The 19,906-nt window shown below is 34.0% G+C and carries 14 protein-coding genes; 5 read left to right on the plus strand and 9 right to left on the minus strand.

Annotated features, from left to right (window positions below; all coding sequences use genetic code 11):
- The coding region (locus QZ659_RS01350; protein ID WP_291720741.1) for a leucine-rich repeat domain-containing protein at nt 1-3,764 on the plus strand (3,764 nt) is incomplete at its 5' end.
- A 98-nt stretch (nt 3,765-3,862) separates the two neighbouring features.
- On the opposite strand, the gene QZ659_RS01355 is transcribed toward QZ659_RS01350, so the two are convergent.
- From QZ659_RS01355 to QZ659_RS01370, 4 genes are all read right to left on the minus strand, one after another.
- On the minus strand, nt 3,863-4,882 hold the full coding sequence (locus QZ659_RS01355) for an aldo/keto reductase (protein ID WP_291720744.1): 1,020 nt from the start codon (nt 4,880-4,882) through the stop codon (nt 3,863-3,865).
- Between the two features lie 63 nt (nt 4,883-4,945).
- Nucleotides 4,946-6,469, minus strand: a complete 1,524-nt coding sequence (locus QZ659_RS01360) for an AAA family ATPase (protein ID WP_291720747.1) — start codon at nt 6,467-6,469, stop codon at nt 4,946-4,948.
- A gap of 148 nt (nt 6,470-6,617) precedes the next feature.
- A complete protein-coding gene (locus QZ659_RS01365) occupies nt 6,618-7,466 on the minus strand; it encodes a hypothetical protein (protein ID WP_291720750.1) in 849 nt (282 codons plus the stop codon).
- A gap of 371 nt (nt 7,467-7,837) precedes the next feature.
- Nucleotides 7,838-9,853: a SpoIIE family protein phosphatase gene (locus QZ659_RS01370; RefSeq protein ID WP_291720753.1), complete on the minus strand. Its 2,016-nt coding sequence runs from the start codon at nt 9,851-9,853 to the stop codon at nt 7,838-7,840.
- Nucleotides 9,854-10,268: 415 nt separating this feature from the next.
- Between QZ659_RS01370 and QZ659_RS01375 the strand changes: the two genes are divergently transcribed.
- Complete coding sequence (locus QZ659_RS01375) at nt 10,269-10,979, plus strand: M24 family metallopeptidase (protein WP_291720756.1); 711 nt, start codon at nt 10,269-10,271, stop codon at nt 10,977-10,979.
- A 41-nt stretch (nt 10,980-11,020) separates the two neighbouring features.
- Here QZ659_RS01375 and QZ659_RS01380 read toward each other — a convergent pair whose 3' ends face one another.
- The 3 genes from QZ659_RS01380 to QZ659_RS01390 all read right to left on the minus strand — a co-directional run bounded on the left by QZ659_RS01380 (nt 11,021) and on the right by QZ659_RS01390 (nt 13,443).
- Complete coding sequence (locus QZ659_RS01380; RefSeq protein WP_291720759.1) at nt 11,021-11,860, minus strand: hypothetical protein; 840 nt, start codon at nt 11,858-11,860, stop codon at nt 11,021-11,023.
- 80 nt (nt 11,861-11,940) lie between these two features.
- Complete coding sequence (locus QZ659_RS01385) at nt 11,941-12,606, minus strand: PH domain-containing protein (RefSeq protein ID WP_291720761.1); 666 nt, start codon at nt 12,604-12,606, stop codon at nt 11,941-11,943.
- Nucleotides 12,607-12,834: 228 nt separating this feature from the next.
- Nucleotides 12,835-13,443 carry a superoxide dismutase gene (locus QZ659_RS01390; RefSeq protein ID WP_291720764.1) on the minus strand — a complete coding sequence of 203 codons (609 nt, stop codon included), beginning with the start codon at nt 13,441-13,443 and terminating at the stop codon, nt 12,835-12,837.
- 209 nt (nt 13,444-13,652) lie between these two features.
- On the opposite strand from QZ659_RS01390, the gene QZ659_RS01395 reads away from it, so the two are divergent.
- On the plus strand, nt 13,653-14,687 hold the full coding sequence (locus QZ659_RS01395; RefSeq protein ID WP_291720767.1) for a glycosyltransferase family 2 protein: 1,035 nt from the start codon (nt 13,653-13,655) through the stop codon (nt 14,685-14,687).
- A 157-nt stretch (nt 14,688-14,844) separates the two neighbouring features.
- On the opposite strand, the gene hemL is transcribed toward QZ659_RS01395, so the two are convergent.
- Complete coding sequence (hemL, locus tag QZ659_RS01400; RefSeq protein ID WP_291720770.1) at nt 14,845-16,146, minus strand: glutamate-1-semialdehyde 2,1-aminomutase; 1,302 nt, start codon at nt 16,144-16,146, stop codon at nt 14,845-14,847.
- Nucleotides 16,147-16,285: 139 nt separating this feature from the next.
- Nucleotides 16,286-16,825 carry a hypothetical protein gene (locus QZ659_RS01405; protein WP_291720773.1) on the minus strand — a complete coding sequence of 180 codons (540 nt, stop codon included), beginning with the start codon at nt 16,823-16,825 and terminating at the stop codon, nt 16,286-16,288.
- Between the two features lie 285 nt (nt 16,826-17,110).
- Here QZ659_RS01405 and QZ659_RS01410 point away from each other — a divergent pair, with 285 nt between their 5' ends.
- A complete protein-coding gene (locus QZ659_RS01410) occupies nt 17,111-18,406 on the plus strand; it encodes an aminopeptidase P family protein (RefSeq protein WP_291720776.1) in 1,296 nt (431 codons plus the stop codon).
- 215 nt (nt 18,407-18,621) lie between these two features.
- Nucleotides 18,622-19,902, plus strand: a complete 1,281-nt coding sequence (locus tag QZ659_RS01415; RefSeq protein WP_291720779.1) for a hypothetical protein — start codon at nt 18,622-18,624, stop codon at nt 19,900-19,902.
- Nucleotides 19,903-19,906 lie beyond the last annotated feature (4 nt).

The following is a 19,906-nucleotide window of genomic DNA, read 5'->3' on the forward strand; positions in this document are numbered from 1 at the left end:
CTGATGCTAATTCTTGTTCTTCTACTAGTACAGGCATTACGATTACTGTCAATCCTTTACCCACAGCTACTTTATCAGCCTCTCAAACCACAATTTGTGATGGAGAATCTATTACTTTTACTGCCAGTGGAGGCACCAACTATGATTTTAGAATAGATGGAAGTTCTGTACAAAATGGTTCTCTAACTACGTTTACAAGTTCACTTCTTAGTAATGGTCAAGTAGTTGATGTTGTAGTAACTGATGCTAATTCTTGTTCTTCTACTAGTACAGGCATTACGATTACTGTCAATCCAATTCCAGACGTAACTGCAACATTTTCTACGCCAATATGTAGTGGAACAGAAACAGACATTGCTTTAAGTAGTGTTGTGGCAGGAACAAATTTTTCTTGGACGGTAGTTTCAACAGGTTCTGTATCTGGACAAAGTGCAGGAAGTGGAAGCTTAATAATACAAACCTTATCAGGAAGTGGAACAGTAATTTATACCATCACTCCAGAAGCAAATGGCTGTGTTGGAAATTCAAGAGATGTAGTCGTTACAGTTGATACAGAAGCTCCAACTATTACATCATCTTTCCCTTCTCAAACAGTAGTTCCAAATCAAGGATGTACGTTTGAAAATAGTTCAAGTAGCAATAATTATATTGATGATAATGAAATATTAACTGACCACACTACCGACAACTGTAGTGTTATGTCAATAGAATATGTATTTACAGGTGCAACAACAGGAACTGTAAACACACTAGAAAATCAAATTTTTAATGAAGGTGAAACTACCGTAACATGGGTAGCTATTGATGCTGCAGGTAACTCTTCTCTTACTAGCTCATTTACAGTTACTGTAATAGATAGCAATGAGCCTCCTGTCTTAACACCAATGCAAAACTTTACTAGAAATACAGATGCTACCAACTGTTTCTATACAAACAGAACGACTAATACAACACAACGTATTCCAGATGGTAGAGCAACAGATAATTGTGGTGTAGCTTCCTATCGTTATCTTTTGAGTGGAGCAACGCTTGGAGATGTTTCTTCTTTAGAGGCAATACGATTCAATATTGGTGTTACTAATGTAAGTTGGACAGCAACGGATAGAAATGGAAATACTTCTTCTCCAAATCAGTTTACCATTACAATTGAAGATGCTCAAGCTCCAACTATCGAAGCTCCTCAAGACATCACATTACCTGCTGATTTATATGCTTGTGTGGCTACTAGAGATAGTCTAAATATTGGAATGCCAATCGTTTCAGATAATTGCTTATTCAGAGTATTCAACGATGCGCCAGTGCAGTTACCACTTGGAGAAACCGTTGTTGTTTGGACAGCCATAGATTCTGCTGGCAATACTTCTACGGATGAGCAAATTGTTATCATAGAACCACAGTTTTATGTTGCTCCTTCCGATTCACTTATTTTAGTAGAAATATATAATGAAATGGGAGGGCAAAACTGGAATCGTCCTTGGAATTTGGAAGAGCCTGTGGCTACTTGGACTGGACTTGGCGTAGATTGTAGAGGCATAACTTCTATAAACCTTTCAAACAATAATTTAATTGGAACACTTCCTAATTCAGTATTAAATTTGGAAAGAAGACGAGAAAGTGATTTTGCCTTGAATATTGGAGGTAATAAATTAAATTTTGCTTCAGCAGAGAATTTTGTAGGAGCGATTTCTAATTTTACATACTATCCACAAGACAAAATTTACAATAGCCGTACTGAAACTGTTAGGCAGTCAGAATCCATAACACTTACTTCTGAAACAGAAGGAAGATTTAATCAATATCAATGGTATAAAGACCAAAACTTGATTGCTGGAGCAACTAATGCAACACTTGAAATTACAAGTGCAGTTCCTTCTGATGCAGGCGTTTATGTATGTCAGATAACAAATACAGTTGCTACAGCACTTACTTTAGAGAGAAGACCAATTACTTTAGAAGTTGGAGGTTTCATAAACTCAACAGACTCACTGGCTTTGGTCAGAATCTTTGAAGACACAGGAGGCTCTACTACTTGGACGCAAATTTGGGATTTGACACAACCTGTGGCTACATGGCAAGGCGTTACAATAGTCGGAGACAAGGTTAGAGAGTTAGATTTATCTTCTCGTAATTTAACAGGAACTCTTCCAGATGTTTTTGATGCAGAACTGTTCTTAGAGCTTCGTTATTTGAGTTTCTTTGATAATGAGTTAGAAGGAGAAATTCCATCTTCTCTTGGTGATATAACAACACTCACGTATTTAGACTTAGATAAAAATAATTTTGAAGGAGCTATTCCAGCTTCTTTTGGAAATCTTACCAACCTTCAATCATTATGGCTTTCAAGAAATAATCTTACCGAATTGCCTAATGAAATAGGAAATCTACAAAACTTGAGAACACTGTATTTGAATGACAATAATTTTGCGTCTCTTCCAGAAACGATAGGAAATTTGAGTGAGCTTTTAGTTTTGAATGTAAGTGACAATGAGCTTTCAGAGTTGCCAAACGCTCTAACAAATCTTACGAAATTACAAGAGTTTTATGCTAATCGAAATTTTATTGCTTTGATTCCATCAGATATTAGAAATATATTGAACTTGCGTACTTTTGAAATGAATGCTAACAATCTACAAAATCTACCAAGTGGATTATTAGAACTTTCTAATCTATCTACGTTTAGAGTTGCTGAAAATGAACTAGAGTTTGATGATTTACTGCCTTTTGTTAGTCGTTATTCAATATTTGATTATGCACCACAAGCTCCTATTGGAGAAGAAGAAGAAGTTTTAGCAGTCCTCAACTCATCTGTTTCATTTACTGTTCCGACAGAAGGAAATGGAAATGTTTATCAATGGCTCAGAGATGGAAATTCTGTTGCTTCTACTCAAAACTTTACAATTAATAGCGTGAAAAATGAAGATATTGGAGTATATACAGCATTAATTACAAATTCTAGCTTACCAAATCTGACCTTGCAACGCCGTTCTGTAACACTTAATGTAGAATGTCAAGATGGCTTGAGCTTACAAATTGAAGAACCAACAGAAGCTATATTTTGTGAAGGACAACCTTTTGGTTTGAAGTTGGAGATAGATGAAGCCTTTGATAATGCTAGACAAATTCGTTGGAAAAAAGATGGTATTGTCTTGGCATTTGCAGATGAGAGAGCCTATACAGTTACAAGTGCAGGAGCATATACAGCCGAAGTCTTGACAACAGATGGGTGTACAATTCTTTCCAATACCATAGAAATAACAGTTTTACCTCAACCAGAAATTAGCATTGAGCTAGTAAATGAGGAAGTCTTTACAAGTACGGTAAGTAGCCAAGAAACTGTAACTTATCAGTGGTTGAAAGATGGAGTAATCATTGAAAATGCTACTGAAAATACATATACTCCAACAGAAACTGGAGAATATAGTTTGCTCGTCAGAACAGCAACAGGTTGTACTTCAGTCTCTGAAACAATTATCTTTACTCAAACAATTACTGGTGTTGAAGAACCAATAGAGCTAAGAAATTTGAATATTTTCCCAAATCCTAATAATGGAAAATTCTTTATAGATTTTGGAACAAATACGCCAAATGGAGAACCTATTTTCACACTTATAGATGCTATTGGCAGAAAAATAGCTTTGAAAACTAAGCGTATTTCTTCAACTCAATACCAAGTAGAGACTACGAATCTGACTGGTGGAATATATTATTTACAAATTCAGACAGAAGATGGGTTTGCTCTAAGAAAGTTCGTTATTGAGGAGTAAAGTGTAGTATTTTTTGTAAACATTACATCAAAATAAAAAACTTCCTAGTTCTATTCAGAATTAGGAAGTTTTTTATTGAGTTAGGATTAGACTTTTTGTTAACGAATGATTTTATCTTTTTTCTCTCCAAAAACAAGATTTTGAACATTATCAGAAGACAAGAATTTATGAGGAAACCCTAAATCTATTTCACTTGCTTTATCTAGTGCTTCCAAATTTTCAGATGAAAGTGTTACGTTTAGACAACCTAAGCAGTCTTCTAACTGATGCACTTTTTTACTTCCCAAAATGGGAATAACTTGTGAATCTTGAGCTTTCAGCCAAGCTAGTGATACCTGTGCTGCCGAAACGCCCAAGCTATCAGCAATTTCTACTACCTTTTTGGCAATGTTGAGATTGTGTTTGTTGTATTTTTTACTTTCAGAAGACAGGCGACCTCCCTCTATCATTTTGTCATTGTATTTTCCTGTCAAAATTCCAGAACCTAAAGGACTCCAAGGCGTAATCGCCATTCCAAAATCTTTTGCCATCGGAACTAAATCACGTTCTACAGTGCGTTCTATCAAGCTCCACTCAATTTGCAAACCTACAAACTGCGACCAGCCTCTAAAATGAGCAAGCGTATTTGCTTTAGAAACTACCCAAGCAGGTGTATCTGAAATACCGATATAATGTACCTTTCCACTACTGACAAGGTCGTTAAGTCCACGCATCATTTCCTCTTCTTGCGTCGTGCCGTCCCACATATGCACCCATAGCAAGTCAATATACTCTGTATTTAGGCGTTTGAGACTATGTTCTACTGAGCGCATCATATTCTTACGATGATTTCCTGCTGCATTAGGGTCTTTGGGGTTGTCGTAAAGCGTGTATTTTGTAGCTAATACAAAATAATCTCTATCGGAATGAATAAACTCGCCTACATATTTTTCACTTGTTCCCTCTGTATAGCGATTGGCTGTATCTAAAAAATTACCCCCAGCATTGGTAAAGGTATCGAATAATTTTTTACTGGTTTCTTTATCTGCACCTGTTCCCCATTCTTCGCCGAAGGTCATTGTTCCTAGGCAAAGTTCTGAAACACGCAATCCACTTTTTCCAAAAAGTTTGTAGTTCATTGTCATGAGTTAGTTTTATAATTACAAAATTTATGTTCTGTGTGCCACAAAGGAATAAGTATTTTAATAATCTTCAAATTCATCATCATCATCGTCAGATTCAGGCATGGAGAACATAGAGCTAAATAAATCTTTAAATACCATTCCGTTTGCCAATACATTTTTATTAAGAGCTGAATATTCTGCTAATCCGTGTAATAGAAACTCCATCAAAAATAGCTTTTCATCGTCTTTTGCTTTTGGATGTTTCTTGGTTACAATTTTTTCTAATAAAGGAACTTGTTTGAGTTGTTTTTCATATTCTTCCTGTGAAGCATCATTCATAATATCGACGGTGTTTCCATCGCCAAACCATTTGAGCATCATATAATACAAGCTATCTTCCTTTAGTTTCTTTTGTTTTTCGGGGTCTGGAAAAAACTGCAAAAATTGCTCACGAATAGATTTATTTATCAGACTTTCAGCCACAATTCCTGCTCCTTCTTGTTCTCCTTCATAAACAAGTTCTATTTTTCCTGCAATAGCTGGGACAACACCTCTAAAATCACTCATTCTGACAGATGTAGATTTTTCATTGTTGATGAGCATTCTACGCTCGGCAGCTGAAACCAAATTTTCATACGCCGAAATTGTTAGGCGAGCTGAAACACCACTTTTTTCATCTACGTATTCGCTATCTCTTGCTACAAAAGAAATCTGCTCAACCAAATCTGTTGCTATTTCTCCTACTTTTACTTTTTCTTTTTGAGCTTCTGCCAAGCTAGATTCTTGGTGTGTAATTTTCTTACTAATTTCTAAAGTTGTTGGATAATGAGTAATAATTTGACTTCCAATTCTATCTTTCAGAGGAGTTACAATGCTTCCACGATTGGTATAATCTTCTGGGTTGGCAGTAAAGACGAATTGAATATCTAAAGGCAATCGCAATTTGAAACCACGAATCTGAATATCACCTTCTTGTAGAATATTAAAAAGTGCGACTTGTATGCGAGCTTGAAGGTCTGGAAGTTCATTGATAACAAAAATACAGCGATGTGAGCGTGGAATAAGACCAAAGTTAATAACTCTCTCATCTGAATAATTGAGTTTTAAATTTGCTGCACGAATCGGATCTACATCGCCTATCAAATCTGAAACGGTTACATCTGGAGTGGCTAATTTTTCTGTATAACGCTCATTTCTATGTAGCCATTCAATTTCTGTGCTATCGCCTTTTTCTGTAATCAAATCTTTGGCAAAGCGAGAAAGAGGAGCAAGTGGGTCATCGTTGAGTTCAGAGCCTTTCAGTACTGGAATATACTCATCTAAAAGCCCTACCATAAGGCGAGCAATTCTTGTTTTTGCTTGTCCACGAAGTCCCAAAAGGTTAATATTGTGGCGAGAAAGTATAGCTCTTTCTATATCTGGAATAACTGTTTGTTCGTAGCCATAAATTCCTTCAAATGGATTACCCTTCTTCTGTAAGCTATGGATAAGGTTATCTCTTAATTCTTCTTTGATAGATTTAGGCTGATAGCCTACCTTTTTGAGGTCTTGAATCGTTTTGAGTTCTAAAAGTTGGGTGCTTTTAAGTTGGTGGTAGTTCATAAAGTTGTATAGAAAAGTCTTGTAATAATTTCTTGTCTTCAAACTCTTAGAACTACTTGCTATAAAAATAGTTTTGATAATATCTTTCAATAAAAAAACCTATCAAAAATTAATTTGATAGGTTTTTATTTTTATAAAATTTTTACGACTACTTTATAAAACCACTACGGATTCCGTTTAAGAGTGCGCTAAGCTCGTTAGCGTGCTTATCGCTCATTTTGTAAGTAGTTTTACTTGTATCTATTGTTTCAGGACCATTTTCTGTAATAACAGTTTTGATTTCACCTTTTGTTGTCTCTTCTGTTACATTACGATATACTTTCTGAACTTCTTTAAGCTGTGCAATAAGAGAGTTAAACTTAGGCTGTGTTTTGTGTGCATCTAAGGCTAACAAAAGACGCTCAAGAACTATCTTCTGCTCTGCCAAACGCTCTTTCATTTCAGCATTTTTTGTTTTCTTATACATATCAGCAAGTAAGTGAGTAGATTCAATCCAACCACCTGTTACAAACAAAACACTAAGATGTTCACGCTTTTCAGTTTGAAGTTGCTCATTGATGTCTTGTAAGTTACGAGTTGAGCTACGGATAAGTTCTTCTAAGTTATCACTATTAGAAGTAAGTTCTTTTAGTGTTTCAGCATCAAAAAACTGTCCGATGTTAAGACCATTTGCAAGCTCTTTGATTGCAGAAAGATAGTCTAATACATCTTGGTTTTTGTTGTAAATACTAGCAAAACCTAAATCTGTACCATATACACCTAGATTGAGCGCACGCTCATAACTATCTGTATATTTACTAGCAGAAGATGAATTAGCAAGCTCGCTTTTTACATATTCTGTACCTGTTGCTTTAATAAGAGTAGTAAGCTCTAATGGGTTTGGAATTGATTCAATGATTGACTTGATAAAATCATCTTTTGGCTTCATGTTCATTGTAGCAGCAGTGCTGAACATCAAAAAAATAACGCCTACAATACCAGCATATACTTTTGTCATAATGGCTATACGGTTTTAAAGTTTAGAATAAAGATTATTTTTTAGAATCAACTTGTTTAATTTTAAATTCAACTCAAGTTAAATTCAAATTCATATAGAATGATTTATTGAGAATGTATTTTGATATTTTTCTAAGTAAATTCTTTGTTATTATTTAAAGGTTTACAAATACGTTACCAATTTTTTCTTTCGGCTAATAAACTACTAAAAATATGAAAGTAGATTGTCTTTTTTTACCAGCTTACTTGAAAGTTATTTGCAATAATACAACTGTCTTGCCAAATAAGTGATTTTTGTAATAATGTATGAAATATTCTTTTATAAAGCCACTAAAGAGGTAAAAAATAAGGTTTTTTCTTGCTCTGGATATATTAAATACCAAAGTCTAAATTACCTACTTTTACTCCCAATACAATTATATCGTCTGTTTGTTTTTGACTGGAAATTGCACTCCAAGCTGTAACTTCTTCATCCAATATTTCCTTCTGACGCTCCATTGGCTTTTGATGAATTTTGTAAAGTAGATTTTTAAATTTCTTACTTGAAAAAATACGACCGAACTCTCCACCAAATTGGTCTTTGTAGCCATCTGAAAAGAGATAGAAAATATCATCTTTTTGAAGTTGAATTTCGTGTGTCGTAAGGTGCAAATTAGTAAGGTTTTTCTTTTTACGAATCTTACTAACACCACCCAAAGAAGCTCTATCTGCTTTTATTTCTGTAAACTCTCCATCTCTAAAAAAATACAAAGAACGGTTTGCTCCCGAATATTTCATCGTGAGTGTGTCTAAATCTATCGTACAAAAAGCGATTTCCATTCCGTCTTGACTATTATCAGAGTGTTCGTCTTGGTGCAAAACTTTTCGTATGTCGTAATCTATTTCTTCCAAAACAAGAGCAGGCTCTATTTGTCCTCCAATAGTTACAACAGTTGTTAGTAGGTTATTACCTAGCATAGACATAAATCCACCTGGAACACCGTGTCCTGTGCAGTCTCCCACAGCAAGTGTTAGATAACGCTTTCCGTCTTTAACAATTTCATCAAACCAATAAAAATCGCCACTTACAATATCACGAGGTTTGTAAAGAACAAAAGAGTTGGGGAAATATCTATTGAAAATACCGTGTTCGGGAAGTGTTGAACGCTGAATACGCTCAGCATAATGAATACTTGATGTAATAGACTTGTTTTGTTTCTCAATTTCTTTGAATGCCTCTCCAAGTGCATTGTTTTGCATTTCAATTTGGTCTTTTGAAAGCTCAATCTCTACTTTTTGTTCATTAATCTGTACATATTTTGATTCTATGCGTTCGTTGATAGCAGCAAGCTCCATATTTAATTCGTCTTGCTCTCGCATTTTGGCTTTTAGTTTATTTGCCATTTGCCCAAAACTTTGTGCTAGTTTTCCTATTTCATCATTGGTTTTGATATTTGGAACAGCCTCTAAGTTTCCTTCTCCCATTTCTTTTGCTGATGCAGTTAGTCTTAAAATAGGTTTTACTACAAAACGAGCAGCAATAAAGGCAATAAGAATAGATAACAGTAATACCCCAATAAAAGTAATTCCTATTTTTGTACGTAAAGCATAAACAGGTTGATACACAGAATCTCTAGGAAGTGCTATCAGCAAAATCCAATTATTTCCTGCATACGTTTCGTAACCAGACTCACGAGTATAAAAATAAATTTTGTCTTCAAAAACATGGTTTTTTTCTTGCTCGTTTTCAGAAAAGTAAGCCAGTTGTTCCATATTATGATACTTCTCTTTCAGAACTCCCTCTGGGTTGGTGCTAGAGTAGAGAATTGTGCCCTCTTTATCCAACAAATCTATATCAGCATTTCTCATTAATGAATCGTTTGCAATAGATTCATCAAAAATGCTGTTAATCCAAGATAAATCAGCACGAGTAACAATAGTGCCGACACGTTCTCCAATATCATTTCTTACTACGGCAGCAAAGTGCATCACAGGTATTCCCAATGAAACCGATTGAGAAATGTCCATTGTAAACTCTTGTTGTCCTTGGTCTATCTTTTCCCAATAGTTGGTAAGCTCATGTACTTCTCCAACACGCAAATCACGAGAATCTGATAAACGTAAGCGCATAGGGTCAAAAAATGAGGTGCTTTCATACATCAACTCATTTTTAAGTTGAATTTCTTTTATACGGTCAGCTAGTTCTGCTTGATTAATAGACTGGTCTGAAAGAATGGGATCTTGTGAAAATTGCTGAATATCTGTAACTCGCTCATAAATAAAACGGTCTATGTTACTCATAGCATATTCAGACTGTTTTTCAATACGGGCTGTAATTTGTTGTTCTAAGGTCTGACGTGATTCATAATCCACAAAAACGTAGATTACTCCTCCTGTGAAGATAACCATTGATAAACAAAACAATACAAGCTTTTTATATATATTCATTACTTAATGAAATAGTATAATGTCAGTTTTTTGGATGGATTTTTATTGTATTTTTTGAGCTACATGGCTCATATTTTTGTAATTATTTTACCACAATCTAATTTTTACAGTAAAGTCATGAGACCAAACTTGTCTAGTTAGATAGACAAAACACTATGCAATATGCGTAAAATTTCTTAAAAAACACAAGAAAATCCGAAAAAATAGAAGGTTGATAATCTATCTAAAAACTGTATTCTATATGTAATACGCAATAAATAGCTGAAAAATTGTACCTAAAAAAAAGGGAAATATATTTTTTATGTAGAAAGGATATTTTTTTCGTTGAATTAGTGTATTTTTACCCATTAACTAAATTATAGAAAGAAGTATTCTTATGTCATCAATTACCAAAACACCTTTAGAATCCCTCATAGAAGCAGAAAAAAAAGCTATTCAACTTTTTTCTGAAATTGAAAATCGTAGTTTGATTCAAGTAGGAAAGTCAGAGGAAGAACTCAGTCAAGAAATTTATCAGCTTGCTAATGAGCTTTTCGGCACTACTCGCCATTGGCATACACGCATTGTGCGTGCAGGAATAAATACTCTTTTACCTTATTATGAAAATCCTCCTTTATTGAAACTACAAGAGGACGATATTTTATTTTTAGACTTAGGACCTATTTTTGAAGAATGGGAAGCCGATTTGGGCAGAACGTATGTTATTGGAGAGAATCCTAAAAAGCTCAAACTCAAAAATGACGTAGAAAAAATATGGGATGAATGTAGAAATTGGTATTTAGAGCAAGTTGCTAAAAATAGAGAGGTTACAGGAGCAGAATTGTACAATAAAGCTACTCAAATGGCAAACGACCACGGTTGGGAGTTCGGAGGTGAGATTGCAGGACATATTGTAGGGCGTTTTCCTCATGAAAAGCTAGAAAAGGAAGACAAAACGCTTTACATTCATCCAGAAAATCATGTTGCTATGCAAACTAAAGATAAGGATGGAAATCCTAGAAATTTTATACTGGAAATTCATTTAGTAGATAGAGAACTTGGTATTGGAGGTTTTTATGAGCAACTCCTTACTGACAGTTACCAGTAAACAGTTAGCAGTTACCAGTTTTTGAGTAATTATTTAATTGATTACAACTGAATATGAACATGGTCATCGTGTCTTGAAGCTCGGCAGCCATGAAAACGCCATTTAGAAGAACCTACTTTTAAGCGATTTTTAAGATGTGGTTCTAAGAAAAATTTTCTAATAGATTTTTCTTTTACAATGAGTGTCATCAAATATCTTGTTCTTTCGGCATCAAAAGTATAGTCGTCTTCGTTACTCCACACTTTTGTATATTTTCCTATTTCGTAGTACCAACTCTGTTTTAGGCAAATTTCTGGCTGATTGTACTCTCCTTTTTTTGCTTTTTCATAAATTCCATATCCAGAAAAAGAAGGTTTTTCATTGGTTGGTTGTTGCGTTTCTTTATCCAAATAGAAAAAGCTCAAATCTATCTTTTTTCCATCATTATGACTCAAATGAGGTAAGAGTGGAAAACCATTGTAAAATGGAAAATTAGCATCCAAATAACTCACTTTTGAGTTGGGATATTTTTTTTCCAAGTTTTGCCCTATGTTGAATAGAGCATTTTTTAGTTCTGGTCTAACATAATGACGATTCAAAATACATGTCCAAATCGTTGTGGGTTGTATGTTGTTTTCTGTCAAAATGGGAAGAGCAACTCTATTGCTATATTTTTCTGCTGCTAGAGGAACAATTCCAAAAGTAGCAAATAGGTAAAAAGCCAAAAATAAAGCGAGTTTGACTGTAAAGTATTTTGAATATGATTTCTTCTTAATTTTATAACAGAAAATATTGGCTTCTAGCCACGTAATTACCCATATAATTCCTCCAATTTGAGTGAAAACAGTCAGCAAAATAATTAAAAGGCATTGAAGAAGGAAAGAAAAGACTTTTTTGAGCATAAAAAAACTGTCGTTAAGGTTTTATATAAAATCTCAACGACAGTTTGAGCGAACTATTATAATCTTTTTCTAATTCGTGTCTAATTATTAATGTACTTCAAAAATACATCTGAATAATCTTTCTTGACATATTTTTGCTTGGCATCACCTAAAAACTTAGAAATATAATTAGTTACTTTTTCCAATTCTTCAGCTTGGTTTACGCCCTCGCTTCGGTTGTTTGCCATCACTTGAATAGCTTTGTTCAATGTATCATACGCACCGTTGTAATCTGAATAATTACTGCTTTCTATCATTGACATAGCATAAAGTGCTTTGTATAGGTCTTTGAGTTGTTCTAACTGATTTTTATCTACATCAATAGAAAACGAGACTCCTCCACTAGCTGCTGAGCTTGTTTTTGAGATAGAAGAAGCACTATTTCTTACTCCTAATTTGAATTTGATTTCTACATCTAAGTCTATCGTTCCAGCCGTTTCTAACAAGACAGAAGAAACAGGATATTTATAGTATTCATATCTTTTGAGGGTTCGCTTTTTGCTCATGGCACTTGTTCCATCGACATGAATTAAAGCACGATTAGTAAAACAGTATTCGTCTTGTTTAGATTTTATCAAAAAGAATATTTTTTCTCCATCTTCGTGTAGAATATAATCGTCAGCTTCTACTTTATTGTAGTCTGATGGTGGAATAATTTTTCCAATATCGCTAAGTCCTAGAGCTTCGGAAGCCATTTTCTTGAACATAAAATAAGTTAGGTTTAAAAAATTAGGTATAAATGGTTGAACAAAAAAATCTACAAAACTTAAATATACGTATGTAGATTGTTAAAGTCTTTTGTACGGTTTAAAATAGAGTAAGGTTGCTCAAAATTTGGTATTTTGATACTTCCATAATCAAAATATACTAAAAAAGCGTTTTATCACAATAGGATAAAACGCTTTTTAAAGATTTATTAATAGATGATTGGTAGTTTATTTAGCTGCTGCATAATTTTCAGCTACTTTGTCCCAATTCACAACGTTCCAAAATGCACCTACATAATCTGGACGTTTGTTTTGATATTTTAAATAATAAGCGTGTTCCCACACATCAATTCCTAAAACTGGAGTTCCTTTTTCAGTTGCGATGTCCATAAGTGGGTTGTCTTGGTTTGGAGTTCCTGTAACAGCCAAAGAGCCGTCAGCTTTTACGATAAGCCAAGCCCATCCCGAACCAAATTGTGTTTTGGCTGCTTCTTCAAATTTTGTTTTGAAATCTGCATAAGAGCCAAATGCTTTGTTAATAGCTTCTGCAAGCTCTCCAGAAGGTTCGCCACCTCCGTTTGGAGACATTACTTGCCAAAAAAGGTCGTGATTGTAGAATCCACCACCGTTGTTACGAACAGCTTTACTAGCAGAACCTACACTTTTAAGGATTTCTTCAATGCTTTTTCCTTCCAACTCTGTACCTTTAATAGCTGCGTTGAGCTTGTCAGTATAGCCTTGATGGTGTTTTGTATGGTGGATAGTCATTGTTTGCTCATCAATATGTGGTTCAAGAGCGTTATAGTCATAAGGCAACTTAGGAAGTTCGAATGCCATAAGTAAAAAGTAATTTAGGGTTAAAAATAAAACTTCAAATTCATTCAGAAAAAATAGAACGAATTATACAAAGAGAAACCTCAATACTTCTGAATTGTTTGAGAAAGTTTTGATAAAAAGCTACAACTTTCTGTTTCAAAAGATTGAAAAATAATCTGCCTAAATTTACTTAATTTTACTTCTGAAACAATTATAAAAAATGTAAGAAGATGAATTTACCTAAAATTACAGTCGTTACACCATCTTTCAATCAAGGAAATTTTATAGAAGAAACCATAGATTCTATCTTATCACAAGAATACCCAAATTTGGAATATATTATTATTGATGGAAAAAGTACGGATAACACAGTAGAAATAATCAAAAAATATGAAAAACATTTAGCCTATTGGGTATCAGAAAAGGACAAAGGACAAAGCGAAGCTATAAATAAAGGAATGCGAAAAAGTACGGGTGATATTCTGACGTGGATTTGTAGTGATGATTTGTTGTTAGAAAACGCTTTACCAAATGCAGCCAATCATTTTTTAGAAAATCCTAGTGTTTCACTCATTCATGGAAAAACCAAGACTTTTGGAGAAGGCTATTCAGACCAAATAACGGCAGGTTATAATTCTGACTTGAGTATAGATTATTTTACGCACATGTGTTTTCCTCAGCCTTCAAGTTTCTTTAAAAGAAATATATTTGAAAAACAAAGTTATGATGTCAATAATCATCAAGATTTAGTAGATGAATCCTTGCATTACAGTATGGATTATGATTTGCTCTTACGCATTGCTTTAAATTATGAGATAATGCAAGTAGAAGATGTTTTTTCTGCTTATCGCCTGCATCCAGAGAGTAAGACTGTCAGCCAGCAAAGTAAGTTTGAAATAGAAAAAGATAAAGTATTTTTAAGGTTGCTTTACACGCTAAAGTCTAATGAAAAAGCTATAAAAGGAATTAATATTCTAAAAAATTTAGGAATTGATTCTAATGAGCAAGTAATTTATAATATTGATGAGCAAATAATTCAAAGTATAGATATAGACAAAATTGTTGCTATGTTTTTATACAGAAAAATTCCAGTAGCATTTGAAAATAAGGCATATCAGCACGTAATAGAGTATTGTGAAGCTATAAAAGATAATTATTCAAATTTTTATAATTCTCTCAACTTAGACTCAATGTACCAGACAAGCAAATACAATTCGCTTTCTGCAATGGGAAAGTTAGGGTGGAAATTTAAAAAACTTATATAATAAGTGGCTATGTTGTAAAAAGTATGATGAGTTATATTGGTTGTTGAGGACACCAACAACGGCTATTTTTCGCCATTGTCGGTGTCTTACCAACGATAACTTACCCAAACAAATTGAAATGAATAACTATCATACTTTGTGTAATACCATCAAAAAATTAAGAATGAATTTCTCTAAGTGCATCCTCATTGGCTTCAATAATTCTATTTACATCTTGGTCTGAAAGAGCATTAGATAAGAACCAACTTTCAAACTGTGCAGGAGCAATATAAATTCCACGGTTGAGCATAGCATGAAAATACTTACCAAAAAGAGCTGTATCACAGGTGAGAGCATCTTCAAAGTTTTCTACTTTTTTATCTGTAAAGAAAATATTTGTCATCGAACCAATTTGATTGACTGTATAGTTTAAGCCTTGTTCTTTGATGGCTTTTCGCATCCCCTCAGCTATTTTAGTCGTTTTTTGCTCTAAATTCTGATAAATTTGAGGGTTATCATTCAAAATAGAAAGCAGAGCTAAACCTGCTGCCATCGCCACTGGATTTCCAGAAAGCGTTCCTGCTTGATATACTTTTCCAACAGGAGAAACACAGTCCATAATTTCTTTTTTACCTCCGTAAGCTCCTACTGGCATTCCTCCCCCAATAATTTTCCCAAGTGTTGTCATGTCTGGTGTAACGCCATAGACTTCTTGTGCTCCACCTTTAGCCAATCTAAAACCAGTCATTACCTCATCAAAAATAAGTACAATTCCGTGCTTGTCGCAAAGTTTTCTAAGACCTTCTAAATATCCTTCTTTTGGCAAGACGCATCCCATATTTCCAGCCACAGGCTCAATAATAATGGCTGCAATTTCATTTGGATTAGCATCTACTAAGTACTGAATGGCATCCAAGTCGTTGTGAGGTGCTAAGAGAGTATCTTTTGCTGTCCCTTTTGTTACCCCAGGGCTGTTGGGTGTTCCCATCGTAGCTGCTCCACTTCCTGCTGCAATCAAAAAAGAATCGCCGTGTCCGTGATAACAACCTATTGTTTTGATAAATTTTTCTCTTCCTGTATAACCACGAGCCACACGCACAGCAGACATAGTTGCTTCTGTTCCTGAGTTTACCATCCTTACTTTTTCGATGGATGGCACCATTTGGCAAATCAGTTCTGCAATTGTTACCTCTCTACGTGTAGGTGCGCCAAACGAAGACGAACGATGTACAGCTTCGATGATGGCTTCTGTAACTTCTTCGTGTCCGTGTCCTAAAATCATCGGTCCCCAAGAACCAATCAAATCGATGTATTTGTTGTTATCTTCATCAAAAAGATATGCACCTTTGGCAGATTTTATAAAAACAGGTGTTCCTCCGACAGCTTGAAAGGCACGAACAGGTGAGTTTACGCCTCCAGGAATATGGTGTTGAGCTTCTGAAAAAAGGGATTGACTATTAGTTAGTGTTACAGGTTGCATGGATGTTTTTTTAATTCTTACGTAAAATTGAAATTTGGAAAAAGTGTATCTCAATTCTAAAATCTTAATTTATTTTCTACTACAAACATAAGAATTTAATTGTTTGGATTGAATCGTAATTCGACGAAACATTTTTACATCAATAGTTCATCGTATAACCTTCGCTATTCATTGTCTTGATAAAAAGACCACCTAAAATAAGTGCATTGAGATTGCTTTCCCCTGTATTACCAAAACGAAAAGCTCCCTTTCCAGAAAAATAATTTGAGATAGAAGTTTTGATAAGTTTTTCATTTTGTTCTTCTGGAGTTCCATTTTCACGCTGCCACCACCACGTGCCATTGCCCCACATATTTTGTTTGAAACGGAAAACCTCTCCATCTACATAAAGCCTTGCTTTAGATGTCCAAACATTGAATTTTATGGTGGCTAAATATTTATCACTTGTTTTGTCTATGATGTCAAATTTTGAACTCCAATAATTTTTTGACCTGATTTCAAATTCTCTATCCAATAATATTCCTCTTCCTCCTAGCAAAAAGACTCCCCTCATCTTGAAATAACCTATTTCTCTGCCTGCATAAAGGATAGTTGTTTTGCGTTTCCAAAAACTTTTTTTCCATATAATCTCATCTTCTGTTTTGGAAATGGCTTTAGTTTTTGCTTTTGTTGGTAACATTATAAGTAAATGTATAATTAGCTTCGCTGAGCTAAAGGTTGAAAATTAGTAACTCATTAGAAGCATTTGATTATAATAATTTGTAAAATATGTAGTAGTAAAAGAGAAAAAATTACAACTATTGGTGTAAAATATTGAGTAGAAACATAGTATTCACAATTTTTTATTATCCATTATCAAACGAATAGTTCAGTGTAGCTAAATACTCATTGCCTTGCCTAGAAAATTTTGTACATTTGAGTAAACTGGAAGAAATCAAAATAATCATTATTCTATTCTCAATTTATGCGACACAAACCTATAAAGAGCAAACTTTTTGAAAAAAACCGTAAAAAGTTTGTTAAAGACTTATTACCTAATTCGATTGCTGTTTTTAATTCAAATGATATTATGCCGACGAGTGCAGACGGTACAATGCCATTTGTTCAGCATTCGGATATTTATTATTTGACAGGAATTGCACAAGAGGAAACCATCTTAGTTCTCTTCCCAGATGCTAAAGATGAAAAGTATAGAGAAGTTTTGTTCGTAAAGGAAACCAACGAACACATTAAAGTTTGGGAAGGCGAAAAGCTCACAAAAGAAGCTGCCACAAAGCAATCAGGTGTACAGACAGTATTTTGGACAAGCGAGTTTTGGTCTATTTTACAACGATTTTTAATTTTCCCCGCTCAAAATGTTTATCTTACCACCAACGAACACACTAGACAAGGCGTAGAAACAGAAACTAGAGACGACCGTTTCCGTAAGGAAATGCAACATCGTTTTCCTTTGCACAATTACCAAAGAAGCGCACCTATTTTGCATAAAATCCGTGCAATCAAGGAAAAAACAGAAGTAGAACTCATTCGCCACGCTTGTAGCATTACAGAAAAAGGATTTCGCCGTATTTTGCCATTTGTTAAAGATGGTGTAATGGAGTATGAAATAGAAGCCGAATTATTGCACGAATTTATTATCAATCGCTCAAAAGGTTTTGCTTATGAGCCAATTATTGCAGCAGGTGAAAATGCCTGTGTATTGCATTATGTACAGAACGACAATGTTTGTAGAAAAGGCGATTTGATTTTATTTGATGTAGGGGCAGAATATGCTGGTTATGCTTCTGATATGTCAAGAACGATTCCTGTGAGTGGAAAATTTACCACACGCCAAAAAGCTGTTTATAATGCCGTGTTGCGTGTGCAGCGTGAGGCAATGAAACTTCTAAATCCTTCAAATACTTTAGACGAATATCATAAAGAAGTAGGGAGTTTAATGGAAAAAGAACTCATTGATTTAGGTCTTCTAAATAAAAAGGAAGTCAAAAACCAAGACCCAAATAATCCGTTATATAAAAAATATTTTATGCACGGAACAACTCACCATTTAGGAATCAATGTTCACGATTATGGTGCTTTTGATAAAAAAATAGAGGCTGGAATGGTCTTTACCGTCGAACCAGGGATTTACATTCCAGAGGAAAAAATAGGTATTCGTTTGGAGAATGATATTGTCATTACAAAAAATGGCTACGACGATTTGATGGGAAATATTCCTATTGAAGTAGAGGAAATTGAAGATTTGATGAACTCAAAATAGAAAATATAACTGCTAAATTTTCAGTTGCAGAGCAACGCCATATTTGTAGTAGATTGATAATATAAATTCATTCAAAAGCTGCCGAGCAGCGTTATATTAAAAATATTTTACAATAAATACACCATCATTACGCTGCGATGCAGCTCAAAAGATGAATTATTAAAAAAGAACTACAAACATGATGTTGCGCTGCAACTATCTTAATCTAATAGCAAATGAAAAAAACGACCTTACTACTTGTTGCAATTTTACTGTTGTCTAGCAACTCTATTTTTGCTCAAAATTTCCTTTATAAGAGAGAAATAAAAGGCATAGAAAATAGCAAGCAGACAGAGTGGTACAAATTGATTTTGCCTACCCAAGTAACTGAAAAAGCAAGTACAGATTTTTCTGATGTGCGTATTTTTGGAGTGGACAATACAGATACGGTAGAAGTTCCGTTTTTGATAAACAAGCTCAGACCAACTTTTGTAAACAGTAGTCAAGTAGATTTTAAAATTATCAATACAGCAAAAAAAGAACAAGAATATTTCTTCACATTAGAAAAAACATCTGATACAGAAGAAGCAATAAATCTAATCAAATTAAATTTTGAGAATGATAATTTTGATTGGAAAGTAAAGCTAGAAGGAAGTCAAAACCAAAATGAGTGGTTTGAGATTTTGAAGGATTATCGTATTGTTTCTATCAAGAATGATTTTACAGATTATAGTTTTACAAATCTTGCTTTTGCTTCATCAAAGTATAAATATTATAGGTTAAGATTATCAGACCAAACAAACTTTCAAAAGAATGAACCTAAACTTGCTTCTGCTAGTATTTTTTTACAAGAAATTGTAGAAGGTTCTTCTGAAGATTTAGAAGTTGTATCTAAAAATCTAACGATTGATAAAGAAAAAAAACAAACAGTTATTGATTTTGAAATAGCGTATTCTGCTGTTTTAGATGTCGTTTCTTTGGAAGTAAAAAATGATTTTGATTATTACAGAAAAATTCAATTCAAATATCTTTTGGATAGTACCAAAACTGAAAAAGGAGTGATTTATAATTTTGTAACGCTTCATACTAGCACACTCTCATCACTAGAAAAAGAAAATGGAGTTTCTGATTTTTCTTTGAATCCGAATGTAAAAGCAAAAAAATATCAAATCATTATTGATAACCAAGACAATCAGCCCTTAGATATTGGAAAGGTTGGAGTCAAAGTATATACAAAAGAACTTTTTGCTAGAGTTTCTCCATCAGATAAAAATAGAAGTTATTTTTTAGCGTATGGAAATGAAAGAATACAAAAACCAAACTACGACATTACTCGTTTTGAAAATACTATTCCTAATGATTTGACTTCACTAATACTTAGTGATGAAGAAAAAATCCCTCAAAAGGAAGTAGAAAAAGTCAAACCACTTTTTGAAAACTCACTTTGGTTATGGTTTCTGATGGGAGCAATCATTGTAGTTCTAACATTTTTTACGTTCAAAATGATGAAAAAATAATTTA

Source organism: Bernardetia sp. (assembly GCF_020630935.1).
GTDB lineage: Bacteria > Bacteroidota > Bacteroidia > Cytophagales > Bernardetiaceae > Bernardetia.